The organism is Micromonospora sp. CPCC 205739, from assembly GCF_036906795.1.
Classification (GTDB): Bacteria; Actinomycetota; Actinomycetes; order Mycobacteriales; family Micromonosporaceae; genus Micromonospora.
In genome coordinates this window covers 132,294-149,759 of the sequence record NZ_JBAKHS010000007.1, presented here as the reverse complement: position 1 = coordinate 149,759, position 17,466 = coordinate 132,294, and the positions used below count along the sequence as shown (strand labels likewise).

At 77.3% G+C, this 17,466-nt stretch carries 12 protein-coding genes and 1 pseudogene; all 13 read left to right on the top strand.

All coding sequences use genetic code 11. The annotated features are described in order from the left end of the window. Positions 1-85 precede the first annotated feature (85 nt). A complete protein-coding gene (cobN, locus tag V6U88_RS13030; protein WP_334452767.1) occupies positions 86-3,769 on the top strand; it encodes a cobaltochelatase subunit CobN in 3,684 nt (1,227 codons plus the stop codon). Continuing rightward, positions 3,766-6,044 (top strand): annotated as a pseudogene (locus V6U88_RS13025) (VWA domain-containing protein); the annotation flags it as partial. The gene cobN and the pseudogene V6U88_RS13025, both read left to right, overlap by 4 nt. Positions 6,045-6,130: 86 nt before the next feature. Continuing rightward, complete coding sequence (gene cobO, locus V6U88_RS13020; RefSeq protein ID WP_334452764.1) at positions 6,131-6,742, top strand: cob(I)yrinic acid a,c-diamide adenosyltransferase; 612 nt, start codon at positions 6,131-6,133, stop codon at positions 6,740-6,742. Continuing rightward, positions 6,739-8,100 carry a cobyrinate a,c-diamide synthase gene (locus V6U88_RS13015; RefSeq protein WP_334452763.1) on the top strand — a complete coding sequence of 454 codons (1,362 nt, stop codon included), beginning with the start codon at positions 6,739-6,741 and terminating at the stop codon, positions 8,098-8,100. The genes cobO and V6U88_RS13015 overlap by 4 nt, the downstream gene beginning before the upstream one ends. Beyond that, positions 8,097-8,849 carry a precorrin-2 C(20)-methyltransferase gene (cobI, locus tag V6U88_RS13010; protein WP_334452762.1) on the top strand — a complete coding sequence of 251 codons (753 nt, stop codon included), beginning with the start codon at positions 8,097-8,099 and terminating at the stop codon, positions 8,847-8,849. The genes V6U88_RS13015 and cobI overlap by 4 nt, the downstream gene beginning before the upstream one ends. Continuing rightward, positions 8,846-9,676 carry a precorrin-4 C(11)-methyltransferase gene (cobM, locus tag V6U88_RS13005; protein ID WP_334452759.1) on the top strand — a complete coding sequence of 277 codons (831 nt, stop codon included), beginning with the start codon at positions 8,846-8,848 and terminating at the stop codon, positions 9,674-9,676. Before cobI ends, cobM begins: the two co-directional genes overlap by 4 nt. Further along, positions 9,673-10,824, top strand: coding sequence for a cobalt-precorrin-5B (C(1))-methyltransferase (locus V6U88_RS13000; RefSeq protein WP_334452757.1), 1,152 nt, complete (start codon positions 9,673-9,675; stop codon positions 10,822-10,824). The genes cobM and V6U88_RS13000 overlap by 4 nt, the downstream gene beginning before the upstream one ends. After that, positions 10,821-12,182, top strand: a complete 1,362-nt coding sequence (gene cbiE / locus V6U88_RS12995; protein WP_442934622.1) for a precorrin-6y C5,15-methyltransferase (decarboxylating) subunit CbiE — start codon at positions 10,821-10,823, stop codon at positions 12,180-12,182. Before V6U88_RS13000 ends, cbiE begins: the two co-directional genes overlap by 4 nt. 44 nt (positions 12,183-12,226) lie before the next feature. Then, positions 12,227-13,951, top strand: coding sequence for a precorrin-3B C(17)-methyltransferase (gene cobJ / locus V6U88_RS12990; RefSeq protein ID WP_334452756.1), 1,725 nt, complete (start codon positions 12,227-12,229; stop codon positions 13,949-13,951). Then, complete coding sequence (locus V6U88_RS12985) at positions 13,939-14,130, top strand: 4Fe-4S binding protein (protein ID WP_154936401.1); 192 nt, start codon at positions 13,939-13,941, stop codon at positions 14,128-14,130. Before cobJ ends, V6U88_RS12985 begins: the two co-directional genes overlap by 13 nt. Next, a complete protein-coding gene (locus V6U88_RS12980; protein ID WP_334553793.1) occupies positions 14,127-15,212 on the top strand; it encodes a HoxN/HupN/NixA family nickel/cobalt transporter in 1,086 nt (361 codons plus the stop codon). Before V6U88_RS12985 ends, V6U88_RS12980 begins: the two co-directional genes overlap by 4 nt. Continuing rightward, complete coding sequence (locus V6U88_RS12975) at positions 15,209-15,805, top strand: precorrin-8X methylmutase (RefSeq protein ID WP_334452755.1); 597 nt, start codon at positions 15,209-15,211, stop codon at positions 15,803-15,805. Before V6U88_RS12980 ends, V6U88_RS12975 begins: the two co-directional genes overlap by 4 nt. Beyond that, positions 15,802-17,466 (top strand): uroporphyrinogen-III C-methyltransferase, encoded by a 1,665-nt coding sequence (cobA, locus tag V6U88_RS12970; protein WP_334452752.1) that lies wholly within the window; start codon positions 15,802-15,804, stop codon positions 17,464-17,466. The genes V6U88_RS12975 and cobA overlap by 4 nt, the downstream gene beginning before the upstream one ends.

Here is a 17,466-nt window from a genome sequence, read left to right as displayed (position 1 = left end):
CGTCGTACCCGCTGAACCGCGCCCGCCCCCTCGCCCCGCCCGACCGTCCCCGCGCCGGTCCGGGCGTCACTCTCCGGAGCCGTCCGTGCGCATCCTGCTGCTCTCCACCGCCGACACCGACCTGCTCGCCGCCCGCGCCAGCGGGGCCGACTACCGGCTGGCCAACCCCGCCCGGGTCGCCGCCGACACCGTGCCGGCGCTGCTCGACGGGGTCGACCTCGCCGTCGTACGCCTGCTCGGCGGTCGGCAGGCGTGGCCGGACGGGCTGGCCGCCGTGCTCGCCTCGGGCGTGCCCACGGTCGTGCTCGGCGGCGAGGCGGTGCCCGACGCGGAGCTGATGGCCGCCTCCACGGTGGCCTCCGGAGTGGCCACCCAGGCACTGTCCTACCTGGTCGAGGGGGGTCCGGCGAACCTGGCCGAGCTGGCCCGCTTCCTCTCCGACACGGTGCTGCTCACCGGCGAGGGCTTCGACCCGCCCGCCCCCACCCCGGCGTACGGCGTGCACGGGGACCGGGCAGCGGTGTCGACGGCGGCCACGCCGGCCCGCCCCACCGTCGGGATCGTCTTCTACCGGGCGCACGCCCTCGCCGGGAACACCGGCTTCGTCGACACGCTCGCCGACGCGGTCGAGGCGGCCGGCGGCAACCCGCTGCCGATCTTCTGCGGCTCGCTGCGCGGGCTCCGCCCCGGAGACGGGCCGCTGCCCCTCTTCGCCCGCTGCGACGCCCTGGTCGTCACCGTGCTCGCCGCCGGCGGCGCCGTGGCCGCGGACGCCTCCGGCGGGGGCGACGAGGACGCCTGGGACGTCGGCGCGCTCGCCGCCCTCGACGTGCCGATCGTGCAGGCGCTCTGCCTCACCAGCACCCGGGAGCAGTGGGCCGGCAGCGACGCCGGACTCTCCCCGTTGGACGCCGCGATGCAGGTGGCCATCCCCGAGTTCGACGGGCGGATCGTCACCGTGCCGTTCTCGTTCAAGCGCATCGACGCCGACGGGCTCTCGGTCTACGCCGCCGACGCGGAGCGGGCCGCCCGGGTGGCCGGCATCGCCGTTCGCCAGGCCCGGCTGCGGCACGTGCCCCACGCCGACAAGCGCCTCGCCGTGGTGCTCAGCTCGTACCCGACCAAGCACTCCCGGGTCGGCAACGCGGTCGGCCTGGACACCCCCGCCTCGGCGGTCCGGCTGCTGGCCGCCCTCGCCGACGCCGGCTACGACCTGGGCGACGGGCCGGTCCCCACCGACGGGGACGCGCTGATCCACGCGCTGATCGCCGCCGGCGGGCACGACGTCGAGTGGCTCACCCCGGAGCAGCTCGCCGCCGCCGAGGCGCGGGTGCCCGGGCAGACCTACCGGCGCTGGTTCGCCCGGGTGCGGGCGCCGCTGCGGGAGCGGATGCGCACCCACTGGGGCGAGCCGCCGGGCGAGCTCTACACCGACGGCGGCGACCTCGTCCTCGCCGGGCTGCGCTTCGGCAACGTGGTGCTGATGATCCAGCCGCCGCGCGGCTTCGGCGAGAACCCGATCGCCATCTACCACGACCCCGACCTGCCACCCAGCCACCACTACCTGGCCGCGTACCGCTGGCTGGCCGCGCCGGTGGCCGACGGCGGCTTCGGCGCGGACGCGGTGGTGCACCTCGGCAAGCACGGCACCCTGGAATGGCTGCCCGGCAAGGGCCTCGGGCTCGCCGCCGACTGCGCCCCCGACGCGGTCCTCGGCGACCTGCCGCTGGTCTACCCGTTCATCGTCAACGACCCCGGTGAGGGCACCCAGGCCAAGCGGCGGGCGCACGCCGTCGTCGTCGACCACCTCGTGCCGCCGATGGCCCGCGCCGAGACGTACGGCGACCTGGCCAAACTCGAACAGCTCCTCGACGAGTACGCCACCGTGCAGGCGCTCGACCCGGCCAAGGTGCCCACCGTGCGGGCGCAGATCTGGGAACTCGTCCGCGCCGCCGAGCTGCACCACGACCTGCACACCGAGGACATGCCGGCCGCCGACGACTTCGACGACTTCGTGCTGCACCTCGACGGGTACCTCTGCGAGGTCAAGGACGTGCAGATCCGCGACGGGCTGCACATCCTTGCCGAGGCGCCCACTGGCGAGGCCCGGGTCAACCTCGTCCTCGCCGTGCTGCGCGCCCCCCAGGTCTGGGGCGGCACCCGCGCCCTGCCCGGCCTGCGTCAGGCGCTCGCCGCCGCGTACGGGCTGGACGAGCAGGACCTGCTCGCCGAGCCGGGACGGCGCATCGCCGTGCCGGAGCCGCTCACCGAGGCGGCGGACGGGCCGGCCGGCACCGCCGCCGACGCCGTCGACCTGATCGAGGCGCTGGCCCGCCGGCTCGTCGTCGGCATGGAGACCCTCGGCTGGGACGCCGACAAGGTCGACGCGGTCGTCGAGGAGGTCACCGGCCGGACCATCGGCGACGCCGCCGACGTGCTGCGCTTCGCCGCCCGTGAGGTGGTGCCCCGGCTGGCCCGGACCACCGACGAGATCGACCGGGTGCTCGGCGCGCTCGACGGCCGGTTCGTGCCGCCCGGCCCCTCCGGCTCACCCACCCGCGGCCTGGTCAACGTGCTCCCCACCGGCCGCAACTTCTACTCCGTCGACCCCAAGGCCATCCCGTCGCGCAACGCCTGGGACGTCGGGGTGGCCCTCGCCGACTCGCTGCTCGCCCGGCACCTGGCCGACACCGGCGCGTACCCCCGCTCGGTGGGGCTCACCGTCTGGGGCACCAGCGCCATGCGTACCCAGGGCGACGACATCGCCGAGGTGCTGGCGCTGCTCGGCTGCCGGCCGGTCTGGGACGACCGCTCCCGCCGGGTCACCGGCGTCGAGGTGGTGCCGGCGGCCGAGCTGGGCCGCCCCCGGGTCGACGTCACCGTCCGCATCTCCGGCTTCTTCCGCGACGCCTTTCCGCACGTCGTGGCGCTGCTCGACGACGCGGTACGCCGGGTCGCCGCCCTCGACGAGCCGGCCGACGAGAACTACGTCCGCGCCCACGTGGCCGCCGACCTCGCCGAGCACGGCGACGAGCGGCGGGCCACCGCCCGGATCTTCGGCTCCAAGCCGGGGGCGTACGGGGCGGGACTGCTGCCGCTGATCGATGCCCGGAACTGGCGTACCGACGCCGACCTCGCCGAGGTGTACGCCGTCTGGGGCGGCTACGCCTACGGCCGGGGGCTGGACGGGCGGGAGGCGCGCGCCGACATGGAACGCTCCTTCGCCCGCATCGCCGTCGCCGTGAAGAACCAGGACACCCGCGAGCACGACATCGTCGACTCCGACGACTACTTCCAGTACCACGGCGGGATGGTGGCGATGGTGCGCCACCTCACCGGCGCCGCCCCGGCCGCGTACGTGGGCGACTCGGCGATGCCGCACGACGTCCGCACCCGCACCCTCGGCGAGGAGACCCGGCGGGTGTTCCGGGCGCGGGTGGTCAACCCGAAGTGGATCGCCGCGATGCGCCGGCACGGCTACAAGGGTGCGTTCGAGCTGGCCGCCACCGTGGACTACCTGTTCGGCTACGACGCCACCGCCGGCGTCGTCGACGACTGGATGTACGAGCACCTCGCCGCCGCGTACGTCTTCGACGAGACCACCCGGGAGTTCCTGGCCGAGTCCAACCCGTGGGCGCTGCGCGGCATCACCGAGCGGCTGCTGGAGGCCGCCGACCGGGGGCTGTGGGCCGCGCCCGAACCGGCCACCCTCGACCGGCTCCGCGAGACGTACCTGGCCAGCGAGGGCGACCTGGAGGACCGGCAGTGAGCGCGAGGAGTGAGCCGGGTTTGCGAGCCCCGCAGCCGCGATCGCAGGAGGCGCAGTGACGACGTACCCGTTCAGTGCGGTGCTGGGCATGGACGACATGCGGCTGGCGCTGCTGCTCAACGCCGTCTCCCCGGCGATCGGCGGGGTGCTGGTGCGGGGCGAGAAGGGCACCGCCAAGTCCACCGCCGTCCGGGCGCTCGCGGCGCTGCTGCCCCCGGTCGACCGGGTCGCCGGCTGCCGCTTCGCCTGCGACCCGGCCGCCCCCGACCCGGCCTGCCCGGACGGGCCGCACCCGGCCGGACCGGCGGCCGAGCGCCGCCCGGCCCGCCTGGTCGAGCTGCCGGTCGGTGCCGCCGAGGACCGGGTGGTCGGTTCGCTCGACCTGGAGAAGGCCCTCGGCGAGGGGGTACGCGCCTTCGAGCCGGGCCTGCTCGCCGCCGCCCACCGGGGCGTGCTCTACGTCGACGAGGTGAACCTGCTCCACGACCACCTGGTCGACCTGCTGCTCGACGCCGCCGCGATGGGCCGCTGCCACGTCGAGCGGGAGGGCGTCTCGGTCAGCCACGCCGCCCGGTTCCTGCTGGTCGGCACGATGAACCCGGAGGAGGGGGAGCTGCGCCCGCAGCTGCTCGACCGGTTCGGGCTCACCGTCGCGGTCGGCGCCAGCCGCGACCCGGCCGTCCGCGTCGAGGTGGTCCGTCGCCGGCTCGCCGCCGACGCCGATCCGGCCGGTTTCGCCGCCCGGTGGGCCGACGCCGACGCCGAGATCGCCCGCCGGGTCGCCGCCGCCCGGCGACGGCTGGACCGGGTGCTGCTGCCCGACGCCGCGCTGCGCCAGATCGCCGAGGTGTGCGCCGCGTTCGACGTGGACGGGATGCGCGCGGACATCGTCACCGCCCGCGCCGCGCTCGCGCACGCCGCCTGGCAGGGCCGGGACCGGGTGAGCGCCGAGGACGTCCGGGTCGCCGCCCGGCTCGCGCTGCCGCACCGGCGCCGCCGCGACCCGTTCGACAGCCCGGACCTGGACGAGAAGCGCCTGGACGAGGCGTTGCGGCGGGCCCAGGACGAGCACCCCGACGACGACCCGCCCGGCGGCGGCCCGGCCGGCGGTCCCGACGACGGTCCGGACGGGCCCGGCCCGGGCGAGGGGGGCCACCCCGGCCGTCACCCCGACGACCACGGTCCCGGCGGTTCTGGCCCCGCCGAGCACGGCGAACCCGGGTCGGCCCAGGGCGGCGACGACGCACGGCCCGGCGATCGGAGCGAGCGCCCCGACCCGGCCGGCCGCAGCGACGGCGGCCGGCCGGCGAACGACGACGGATGGCCGGACCGTGCCGGCGACGGTCCCGACGGGGGCGGTCCCGGCGGCGACGGTCTCGACGGCGGCGGGCCGGACGACGGCCAGGGCTCGCGCCCCGGCGGCGACGCCGGAGACGGCCGGAGCGCGGGCCGGCCGGCGGGCGGGGCGCAGCCGGTGGCCGTACCCCGGGGTGGGTTGCGGGCCCGGCTGCTCACCGCGCCCGGTGTCGGCGAGGGCGTGCCCGGCCGGCGTTCCCGCGCCCGGACCGGACGGGGCCGCACCACCGGCGCCCGGGTGCCGGCCGGTCGGCCCGGCGCGCTGCACCTGCCGGCGACGCTGCGCGCCGCCGCCCCGCACCAGAGCGGCCGGGGCCGCGACGCCGGCCCGCTGCTGCTGCGCCCGGACGACCTGCGCGAGGCGGTCCGCGAGGGCCGCGAGGGCAACCTCGTGCTCTTCGTGGTCGACGCCAGCGGCTCGATGGGCGCCCGGCAGCGGATGTCCGCCGTCAAGGGCGCGGTGCTCGCCCTGCTCACCGACGCCTACCAGCGCCGGGACAAGGTCGCCGTGATCGCCTTCCGGGGTGCCGGCGCGCGCACCCTGCTGCCGGCCACCTCCTCGGTGCTGGCCGCCTCGACCCGGCTGGCCGAGCTGCCCACCGGCGGGCGTACCCCGCTGGCGGAGGGACTGCTCGCCGCCGCCGAGCTGCTGCGGGTGGAGCGGCTGCGCGACCCGAAGCGCCGCCCCCTGGTGCTGGTCGTCACCGACGGCCGGGCCACCGCCGGGGAGCGCCCGCTCGACCGGGCGGCCCGGGCCGCGGCGGTGCTCGCCGCCACCGGCGCGCCCAGCGTGGTGGTCGACTGCGAGTCCGGCCCGGTCCGGCTCGGCCTCGCCCGCCGACTCGCCGCCCAGCTCGGCGCGGACCACCACCGCCTCGACGCGGTCGCCACCGACCCCCTCCTGAAGCTCGCCACCGCTGCGGCCTGCGGCTGCCGTGCCGGCACCCACCACGACTGCCCGAGAGCGGCGGCCGGAACCGCCACCACCACGAAGAGGAGCGCCTGATGCCGCAGGGCAAGCCGTCCACCGTGCCCGCCGACGGGCTGACCACCCGGCAGCGGCGCAACCGCCCGCTGCTGGTCGTGCACACCGGACAGATGAAGGGCAAGTCCACCGCCGCGTTCGGGTTGGCGCTGCGGGCCTGGACCGCCGGGCTGCCCGTCGGGGTGTTCCAGTTCGTCAAGAGCGCCAAGTGGCGGGTCGGCGAGGAGAACGCCTTCCGCGCGCTCGGCGAGGTGCACGAGCGCACCGGTCAGGGCGCCCCGGTGGCCTGGCACAAGATGGGCGAGGGCTGGTCGTGGATCCAGCGCGGCGGCGAGGCCGACCACGCCGCCGACGCCCTGGAGGGCTGGCGGCAGATCCAGCGCGACCTGGCCGCCGAACGCTACGGCCTGTACGTGCTCGACGAGTTCACGTACCCGATGAAGTGGGGCTGGGTCGACGTCGACGAGGTGGTCGACACCCTCGCCAACCGCCCCGGCTTCCAGCACGTCGTGATCACCGGCCGGGACGCCGACCCGCGCCTGGTCGCCGCCGCCGACCTGGTCGCCGAGCTGACCAAGGTCAAGCACCCGATGGACGCGGGCCAGAAGGGCCAGAAGGGCATCGAGTGGTGAGCCCGGACGCGCCGTGGCCGCTGCCCCGGCTGGTGGTGGCCGCCCCGGCCAGCGGACACGGCAAGACCACCGTGGCCACCGGACTGCTCGGCGCGCTGCGCCGGCGCGGCCTGACCGTCAGCCCGCACAAGGTCGGCCCCGACTACATCGACCCCGGCTACCACGCTCTCGCCGCCGGCCGCCCGGGCCGCAACCTTGACCCCTGGCTGGTCGGCGAGGAGCGGATCGCGCCGCTGCTGCGGCACGGCGCGAGCGTCCCCACCCCCGCCGACGTGGCGGTCGTCGAGGGGGTGATGGGGCTGCACGACGGCGCGGTCGGCCGCCGGTCGTACGCCTCGACCGCGCACGTCGCCCGGCTGATCGACGCGCCCGTGCTGCTGGTGCTCGACACCACCGCGCAGGGCCGCTCGGCCGCCGCCCTGGTGCTCGGCATGCGCGCCTTCGACCCGGGCGTGCGCATCGGCGGGGTGGTGCTGAACCGGGTCGGCTCACCCCGGCACGAGACCCTGCTGCGCGACGCCCTCGCCGAGGTGGGCGTACCGGTGCTCGGGGCGGTCACCCGGGCCGCCGAGGTGACCGCGCCGTCGCGGCACCTCGGCCTGGTACCGGTCGCCGAACGGGCCCCCGAGTCCCTCGCCGTCGTCGACGCCCTCGCCGAACTGGTCGAGTCCACCGTGGACCTCGACGCGGTGCTCGACCTCGCCCGGACCGCCCCGCCGCTGACCGCCCCCGCCTGGGACCCGGCCGTCGCCGTCGGGGGCCCCGCCGGTCGGCAGCGTCCGGTCGTCGCGGTCGCCGGTGGCCCCGCCTTCACCTTCTCGTACGCCGAGACCACCGAACTGCTCGCCGCGGCCGGCGCCACCGTGGTCCGCTTCGATCCGCTGCGCGACCCCGCCCTGCCCGCCGGCACCCGCGCCGTCGTCCTCGGCGGCGGCTTCCCCGAGGTGCACGTCGAGGCCCTCGCGGCCAACTCCGCGCTCCGCGCCGAACTGGCCGACTTCGACGGGCCGGTCGTCGCCGAGTGCGCCGGCCTGCTCTACCTCGGGCGCTCCCTCGACGGGGTGCCGATGTGCGGGCGGCTGCCGCACACCGCCCGGATGACCGGGAAGCTCACCCTCGGCTACCGGGAGGCCGTCGCCGCCGCCGACTCCCCGCCGCACCCGGCCGGCGAGCCGGTACGCGGCCACGAGTTCCACCGCACCACCACCGACCCCGGTCACGGGGACCGGCCGGCGTGGCACTTCGACGGCGGCCGGCACGGCTTCGTCGACGGCCGGGTGCACGCCTCCTACCTGCACACCCACTGGGCCGGCCACCCGTCGGCCGCCCGCCGCCTGGTCGAGGCGGCCGCCCGGTGAGCGCGCCCACGCTGACCGGGGTGGGTGTCGGCCCCGGCGACCCGGAACTGCTCACCCTGAAGGCGGTGCGGGTGCTGCGCGAGGCCGACCTGGTGGTCGTACCCGTGCTGGACCGGCTGGCCGCCGACGACGACGCTCCCCCCGGCCGGGCCGAGACCACGGTGCGCGCGCACGTCGACGCGGACCGGCTGCGCCGGCTGCCGTTCGCCCTGGACGACCGGGGCGGGGTGACCGCCCGCCGGGAGCGGGCCTGGGACGCCGCCGCCCGGGCCGTGGTGGCCGCCCTCGACGACGGCGCCGCCTCGATCGCCTTCGCCACCATCGGCGACCCCAACGTCTACTCCACCTTCGGCTACCTCGCGCAGAGCGTGCGCGCGCTGCGCCCCGCCGTCGAGGTGCGCACCGTGCCCGGGGTCACCGCCATGCAGGAGCTGGCCTCGCGCAGCGGCGTGCCGCTCTGCGAGGGCCGCGAACCGCTGACCCTGCTGCCGGCCACCGCCGGGCGGGCGCTCCTGGCCGACGCGCTGGCCGGCCCGGGCACCGTCGTCGTCTACAAGGGCTGGCGGCGGCATGCCGAGCTGGTCGACGAGCTGCGCCGGCACGACCGGCTCCCCGACGCCGTGCTCGGCCGGTCCCTCGGCCTGCCCGGGGAGCGGATCGGGCCGGTCGACGCGACCGCCGACGACCTGCCGTACCTGTCGACACTGCTGGTCCCGGCCCGCCGGGACCGCCGGGGAGGAAAACTGTGACCAGCACCGGAAAGGTGTGGTTCGTCGGGGCCGGACCCGGCGCGGCCGACCTGCTCACCCTGCGCGCCGCCCGGGTGATCGGCGCGGCCGACGTGGTGATCTGGGCAGCCAGCCTGGTGCACGCCGACGTCCTCGCCCACGCCCGCGCCGACGCCGAGATCGTCGACTCCTCGCAGCTGCCCATCGAGGGGGTGCTGCCGCTGTACCGGCGGGCCGCCGCCGAGGGACTGACCGTGGCCCGGATCCACTCCGGCGACCCCGCGCTCTGGGGCGCGGTGCAGGAACAGCTCGACCTGTGCCGGGCCCTCGACCTGGCCGTCGAGATCGCGCCCGGGGTGTCCTCGTTCACCGCCGTGGCGGCGATCGTCGGCCGGGAGCTGACCATCCCCGAGGTGGCCCAGTCGGTGATCCTCACCCGCCTCGAAGGCGGCAAGACGCCGATGCCGGCGGGGGAGCGGGTTCGCGAGTTCGCCCGGCACGGCACCACGATGGCGCTCTTCCTCTCCGCCGCCCGCTCCGGGCAGGCCCAGGCCGAGCTGCTCGCCGGTGGCTACCCGCCGGACACCCCGGTCGTGGTGGCGTACCAGGCGACCTGGCCGGACGAGCTGGTGGTGCACTGCGCGCTGGCCGACCTGGAGGCCACCGTCAAGGAGCACCGGCTCTGGAAGCACACTCTCTTCCTGGTCGGCCCGGCGCTCGCCGCCACCGGCACCCGCTCGCACCTCTACCACCCGGGGCACTTCCACACCTTCCGCCGGGCCGAGCCGGCCGCCCGCGCCGAGCTGCGCCGCGCCCGCGCCGCCGGGTCGGGGGACGGCCCCCGGTGACGTACGCCGAGCCGCCGCTGCGCGAGCCGGACCTGCCGCGTACCGCGAAGGTCCGGCCCACCGCGCTGCGCACCGGCTGGACCACCGGCGCCTGCGCGACGGCGGCGGCGAAGGCCGCGGTGACCGCGCTGGTCACCGGCGTGCCCCAGCCGGAGGTGGAGATCGGGCTGCCCGACGGCCGGCGGGTGAGCTTCCCGGTCGCCCGGTGCGACCTCACCCCGGCGGCCGACCCGCGCGCTGAGGCCGTGGTGGTCAAGGACGCCGGCGACGACCCCGACGTCACCCACGGCGCGCACCTCACCGCCACCGTCGGTTGGCGCGCCGAGCCCGGCCTGGACCTCGACGGCGGCCCCGGCGTCGGCACCGTCACCAAGCCCGGGCTCGGCCTGGCCGTCGGCGGGCCGGCGATCAACGACACCCCGCGCCGGATGATCGGCCGGGCCGTGGCCGAGGTGGTCGACCTGACCGAGGTGGGCGTCCGGGTGGTGATCAGCGTGCCGGGCGGCGAGGTGATGGCCCGCAAGACCACCAACCGGCGGCTCGGCATCCTCGGCGGCATCTCCATCCTCGGCACCACCGGAATCGTCCGGCCCTTCTCCACCGCCTCCTGGCGGGCCAGCGTGGTGCAGGCGGTGCACGTGATGGCCGCCCAGGGCGAGTCCACCGTGGTGCTCTGCACCGGGGGGCGTACCGAGCGGGCCGCCCGTAACCTGCTGCCGGAGCTGCCCGAGGTGTGCTTCGTCGAGGTCGGCGACTTCACCGGCGCGGCGATCACCGCTGCCGTCGGGGACCGGATGACCGGCGTGGTCTTCGTCGGGATGGCCGGCAAGCTGGCCAAGCTCGCCGCCGGCATCCTGATGACCCACTACACCCGCTCCAAGGTGGACCTGTCGCTGCTCGGCGCGGTCACCGCCGAGGCCGGCGGCGACGCCGACCTGGTCGCGGCGGTCACCGCGGCGAACACCGGGCGGCACGCGTACGAGCTGTGGGAGGAAGCCGGCCTGCTCGGTCCCGCCGGGGACCTGCTCTGCCACCGGGTCCGCCAGGTGCTGCTCCGCTTCGCCGAGCGGGCGGTCACCGTCGACGTGGCCATGGTCGACTTCGCCGGCTCCCGGCTCGTCGCCTCCTCGGGCCGGTGGGCGGCATGAGCGCCACGCCGTCGCGGAACGGTGGCCCGGTCACTCAGGGTGATGGCGGTCGGCGGCAATCCACCGGCGACCGACATGACTCCCAGTCATATTCATGCCTGAGCGGCATACCGCTCACCGAGGACCTGTCCGCCGGCGCGGCCGTGACCGTGGTGGGGATCGACGCCGCCGGTGGCCCGGCGCACCCCGGGCTGGCCGAGGCGCTGGCCACGGCCGGGCTGGTGGTCGGGGCGGCCCGGCACCTCGCCGCCGCGCCGGTGCCCCCCGGCTGCCCGACCGTCACCCTCGGGCCGCTCGCCCCCGCCCTGGACCGGCTGCGCGCCGCCGTCGCCGCCGGCCACCAGGCCGTCGTGCTGGCCAGCGGCGATCCCGGCTTCTTCGGCATCGTCCGGCGGCTGCGGGCGGCCGGGCTGCCGCTGCGGGTACTGCCCGCGGTCTCCAGCGTCGGCGCCGCGTTCGCCCGCGCCGGGCTGCCCTGGGACGGCGCCGCCGTGGTCACCGCGCACGGGCGCGACCCGCGACCGGCGCTCAACGCCTGCCGCGCGCTGCCCGCCGTCGCGGTGCTCACCGCGCCCGGCGCCGGGGCGGCCGAACTCGGCGCCGGCCTGGTCGGCTGGTCCCGCAGGCTGGTGGTGGCCGAGCACCTGGGCACGCCCGACGAGCGGATCACCTGGACCACCCCGGAGGAGGCCGCCGGCCGCCGCTGGGCCGATCCGCACGTCCTGCTCAGCCTCGCCCCGACCGCCGGCGACCCGGACGGCGGAGCCGGGGTGGGTCCGATGCGGGCGGACAACCAGCCGGGCGCCGCGCCGGCCGGCGGGTGGGCGCTGCCCGAGTCCGCGTACGCCCACCGGGACTCGATGATCACCAAGGCGGAGGTGCGGGCCCTGGTGGTGGCCCGGCTGCGCCCCCGGCTCGGCCGGCTGGTCTGGGACGTGGGCGCCGGCAGCGGCTCGGTGGGCATCGAGTGCGCGCTGCTCGGCGCGGCCGTGGTCGCGGTGGAACGCGACCCGCAGGCGCCGGTGCGGGCCAACGCCGCCCGGCACGGCGTCGACGTACGGGTGGTGACCGGCTCCGCCCCCGGGGCGCTGCGCGGGCTGCCCGACCCGGACGCCGTCTTCGTCGGCGGCGGCGGTACCGAGGTGCTCGCCGCGGTGGCCGCGCGCCGGCCGGAGCGGGTGGTGGTCGCCCTCGCCGCGCTGGACCGGGTCGCGCCCGCCGTGCACCTGCTGCGCGACGCGGGCTACGCGGTCGAGGGCAGTCAGCTCGCCGCCGCCCGCCTCGCCGACCTGCCCGGCGGCTCACTGCGCCTGGCCGCCACCAACCCGGTGGTCGTCCTCACCGGGGAGCGCCGGTGACCAGTTCAGCGACCCACCACATCGGACCTTCACGGGGAGCGCACGTGCACCAGACCGCACCATCCGGCACCGCCGCGACCGGTCCCGCCGGCGTCGGGCTGGTCGCCGCCACCGCCGCGGGCCGCCGGCACGCCCGCACCCTGGCCGAGGCGTGGCCGCACGCCCGCGAGATCCCGGGGGAGACGGTCGCCGACGCGCTGCGGAGCGCCTGGGCGCAGTGCGACGCGGTGGTGGCGTTCCTGGCCACCGGGGCGGTGGTGCGGATCCTCGCGCCGCTGCTCGGCGACAAGCGCACCGACCCGGCCGTGGTGGTCGTCGACGAGGCGGCCCGGCACGCGGTCGCCCTGCTCGGCGGGCACGCCGGGGGCGCCAACGCCCTCGCCGCCGAGGTGGCCGCGCTGCTCGACGCGCGGCCGGTGGTCACCACCGCCACCGACGCGGTCGGCCTGCCCGGCCTGGACACCCTCGGCTGGCCCGTCGAGGGCGCGGTGGCCGCCGTCTCCCGGGCGATCCTCGACGGCGAGCCGGTGCGCCTCGACGCCGACGCCACCTGGCCGCTGCCGGCGCTGCCCGGGAACGTGCGGGCCGACGCGCCGGACGCCGGGTACCGGCTGCTGGTCACCGACCGGGTCGTGCCGCTGGACGGGCGGACCGCCGTGCTGCGCCCGCCGTCCCTGGTCGCCGGCATCGGCTCCAGCCGGGGCGTGGCCGCCGCCGAGGTGGCCGGGCTGCTGCGCCGGGCGCTCGCCGACGCCGGGCTGGCGCAGGCCAGCCTGCGCTGCCTGGCCAGCGTGGACCTCAAGGCCGACGAGGCGGGCATCGTGGAGACCGCCCGCGCGCTCGGCGTACCCCTGGTGACCTGGCCGGCGGCGGAGCTGGCGGCGGTCGACGTGCCGCACCCCAGCGAGGTGGTCCGCGCCGCCGTCGGCACCCCCAGCGTCGCGGAGGCCGCGGCGCTGCGCGGCGGCGACGCCACCCTGCTGGTGCCGAAGACCGCCTCGGCGATGGCCACCGTCGCCGTCGCCCGGCACGCCCCGCGCGGCCGGCTGGCCGTCGTCGGGCTCGGCCCGGGCGCGGCCGACCTGCGGACCCCGCGCGCGGCGGCCGAGCTGCGCCGGGCCGCCGTGGTCGTCGGCCTCGACCAGTACGTAGCACAGGTCCGCGACCTGCTCCGGCCCGGTACCCGGGTGCTCGCCAGCGGGCTCGGCGCGGAGGAGGAACGGGCCCGCGCCGCCGTCGCGGAGGCCACCGCCGGCCACGCGGTCGCGCTGATCGGCTCCGGCGACGCCGGGGTGTACGCGATGGCCAGCCCCGCCCTGGAGTACGCCGACACGCGGATCGACGTGGTGGGCGTGCCCGGGGTGACCGCCGGGCTGGCCGCCTCGGCGCTGCTCGGCGCGCCGCTCGGGCACGACCACGTCTACCTGAGCCTGTCCGACCTGCACACCCCGTGGGAGGTCATCGTCCGGCGGGTCACCGCCGCCGCCGAGGCGGACCTGGTCACCCTGCTCTACAACCCCCGCAGCCGGACCCGGGACTGGCAGCTCGGCGCGGCGCTGGACCTGCTCACCGCGCACCGCCCGCCGGACACCCCGGTCGGCGTGGTGCGCAACGCCAGCCGGGACGGCGAACGCGTACACCTGGCCACCCTGGCCACCCTCGACCCGGCCCTGGTCGACATGTACAGCGTGGTCGTCGTCGGCAGCACCCAGACCCGGCTGGTCGCCGGCCGGATGGTCACGCCCCGGGGGTACCGGTGGCGGCGGTGACCATCGGCGCCTGCCAGGGCTGCGGCGCCTGCCTGCTCACCTGCCCGACGCACGCCATCCGGCCCACGCCCGGCGGCCTCACCGTCCGCGAGGACCGCTGCACCGGCTGCCTGGAGTGCCTGGAGATCTGCCCGGTGGACGCCATCCGCGCCACCGCCGAACCCCGAGGAGAACGATGACATCGACCCCGACCGCCGCCCCGCCCGTCGGCCGGTGGAGCCGTGCCGAGCGGGTACGCCTCGGCGGCGTGGTGGCCGCCGTCGCCGCCCTGCACGTCGCCGGGTGGAGCCTCTACCTGTACTGGAACGACCAGCCGGCGGCGGCTGGCGGGCTGGCCGGCGCGGGTGCCCTGGCCTACCTGCTCGGCGTGCGGCACGCCTTCGACGCCGACCACATCGCCGCCATCGACGACACCACCCGGCTGATGCTGCTGCGCGGACGCCGGGCGGTCGGCGTCGGCTTCTTCTTCGCCCTCGGGCACAGCGCGGTGGTGCTGCTGCTCGCCCTGGTGATCGGGCTCGCCTCGGCCACCATGACCGACGGCGGCCTGGCCGGGGTACGGGAGGTGGGCGCGGTGGTCGCGGCGGCCACCGCCACCGCCTTCCTGCTGCTGGTGGCGGGGCTCAACGCGGCGGTGCTGGCCGGGATGGCGAAGCTGTGGCGGCGGCTGCGCGCCGGCACGCTGGACGAGTCCGAACTGGACCTGCTGCTGCTCAACCGGGGCCTGATGCACCGGATCCTCGGCTCCCGGGCCCGGTCGCTGGTCCGCTCCTCCTGGCACATGGCCCCGGTGGGCTTCCTCTTCGGGCTGGGCCTGGAGACCGCCAGCGAGGTCACCCTGCTGTCGCTGTCGGCGAGCACCGCCGCCGGCGGCGGCCTGCCGGTGCTGGCCCTGCTCACCCTGCCGCTGCTCTTCGCCGCCGGGATGTCCGCCATGGACACCGCCGACAGCCTGCTGATGGCCCGCGCCTACTCGTGGGCGTACCGGCACCCGGCCCGGCGGCTCTGGTACAACCTGGCCACGACCGGGATGACCGTGCTGGTCGGCGCGCTGGTCGCCAGCGTCTACGGGGCCAGCCTGCTGGTCGACCACCTCGGGCTGACCGCGCTCTCCGGGTACGCCGCGCTCGGCGACCACTTCGAGCAGCTCGGCTACGCGGTGGTGGTGCTCTTCGCGCTGGCCTGGGGCGGCGCCGTGGTGCTGTGGAAGCTGCGCGGCCACGACCGGCGCTACGGCGGCGCGTCCGAGGACCGCCGGTGATCCGCGTGGTGCACCCGATCGAGCAGGAGTCGTACCGCATCCTGCGTGATCGGGTCGACCTGCGCCACCTGCCCCCGCTGAGCCGGGCGGTCACCGAGCGGGTGGTGCACGCCAGCGCCGACCTGGCCTACGTCACCGAGCTGGTCTGCGACGAGGCGGCGCTGGAGGGCGGGCTGGCCGCGCTGCGCGCCGGCGCGCCGATCGTGGCCGACGTCTGGATGGTCGCCGCCGGGATCACCCGGGCCGGCCGGGAGATCGTCTGTCCGGTCGCCGAGCCGGCCGCCGCCGAGCTGGCCCGCGACACCGGGCTGACCCGCTCGGCGGCGGCGGTACGCCTCGCCCTGGACCGGGTCGGGCCGGGCGCGGTCTGGGTGGTCGGCTGCGCGCCCACCGCGCTGGCGGAGCTGATCACCCTCGACGCGGCGCCCGCCCTGGTGGTCGGGCTGCCGGTCGGTTTCGTCGGGGCCGCCGAGAGCAAGGCGGCGCTGCGGGCCAGCGGCCTGCCCGCCGTGTCCAACGTCGGCGAGAAGGGCGGCTCGGCGGTCGCCGCCGCCGCCCTCAACGCCCTGCTGTACCAGGAGGAGACGCCATGACCGCGCTGGTCATCGTCGGGCACGGCACGCGCAGCGCGGCCGGGGTCGACCAGTTCACCGCCCTCGTCGACCGGGTCCGGCGACGCGCCGCCGGCCGGGTCGGCGACGTCGAGGGCGGCTTCATCGAGCTGTCCCGCCCGCCGCTGACCGACGCGGTCGGCGCGCTGGCCGGCCGGGGGCACCGGTCGCTGGTGGCGCTGCCGCTGGTGCTCACCGCTGCCGGGCACGGCAAGGGCGACATCCCCGCCGCGATGGCCCGCGAGCAGGAACGACACCCCGGCCTGACCTACCGCTACGGGCGCCCGCTCGGGCCGCACCCGCTGCTGCACACCGCCCTGGAGGAGCGGATCGACGCCGCCCTCGGCGCGGACGACCGGGCCGGCACCTGGGTGGCCTTGATCGGCCGCGGCTCCACCGACCCGGACGCCAACGCCGAGGTGGCCAAGGTGGCCCGGCTGCTGTGGGAGGGGCGCGGCTACGCCGGGGTCGAACCGGGCTTCATCTCCCTGGCCGAGCCGTCCGTGCCGGCGGTGCTGGAGCGGCTGCGCCGGCTCGGCGCCCGGCGGATCGTGGTCGCGCCGTACTTCCTCTTCGCCGGGGTGCTGCCGGACCGGATCGTCGCCCGGTCGGCCGAGTTCGCCGCCGCCCATCCCGAGCTGGACGTGCGGGTGGCCGACCTGATCGGCGACTGCGACGCGCTGGCCGACCTGGTCCTGGAACGGCACGCCGAGGCGCTGCGCGGCGACATCCGGATGAACTGCGACACCTGCGCGTACCGGGTGCTGATGCCGGGCTTCGCCGACAAGGTGGGCCGGCCGCAGACCCCGCACGACCACCCCGACGACCCGGTGGGCGGCCACCATCACCACCACCACGACGACGGGCACCACCACCACCACGGTCAGGACCCCGGCCTGCGCCCGGGGCAGGTCGCCGTCGTGGGCGGCGGCCCCGGCCCGGACGACCTGATCACCGTACGGGGGCGGGCGCTGCTGGACGCCGCGGACGTGGTGGTGGCCGACCGGCTGGCCCCGCAGGGCCTGCTGGCCGGGCTGCGCCCCGGGGTGCTGGTGGTCGACGCGGCGAAGGTGCCGCGCGGGCCGTCGATGGGGCAGGACAGGATCAACGAGACCCTGATCGCGCAGGCCCAGGCCGGCAAGCGGGTGGTCCGGCTCAAGGGCGGCGACCCGTACGTCTTCGGCCGGGGCCACGAGGAGGTCCAGGCCTGCGCGGCGGCCGGGGTGGAGACGGTGCTGGTACCCGGGGTGAGCAGCGCGGTCGCCGCGCCGGCCCTCGCCGGCGTGCCGGTCACCCACCGGGGCGTCGCCCACGAGTTCACCGTCGTCTCCGGCCACCTGCCGCCCGGACACCCGGACTCCCTGGTGGACTGGGCGGCGCTGGGCCGCGCCCGGGGCACCCTGGTGCTGCTGATGGCGGTCGACACCATCCAGAAGATCGCGGCGGTGCTGGTCGAGCACGGCCGCGCGGCCGACACCCCGGTCCTGGTGGTGCAGGACGCCGGCCAGCCGGGTCAACGGTCGCTGTCGTGCCGGCTGGACGAGGTGGGTGATCGGGCCGCCCGGGAGGACGTCCGGCCGCCGGCGGTCTTCGTGGTGGGGCCGGTGGTGGCGCTCGCCCTCGCAAGCGACCCGGCGCGCTGA

What these genes read in the sequence shown, in the direction of transcription:
- cobA (WP_334452752.1), top strand. Translation starts at nt 15,802, where the DNA reads ATGACCGCGCTGGTCATCGTCGGGCACGGCACGCGCAGCGCGGCCGGG.
- cbiE (WP_442934622.1), top strand. Translation starts at nt 10,821, where the DNA reads ATGAGCGCCACGCCGTCGCGGAACGGTGGCCCGGTCACTCAGGGTGAT.
- V6U88_RS12980 (WP_334553793.1), top strand. Translation starts at nt 14,127, where the DNA reads ATGACATCGACCCCGACCGCCGCCCCGCCCGTCGGCCGGTGGAGCCGT.
- cobO (WP_334452764.1), top strand. Translation starts at nt 6,131, where the DNA reads ATGCCGCAGGGCAAGCCGTCCACCGTGCCCGCCGACGGGCTGACCACC.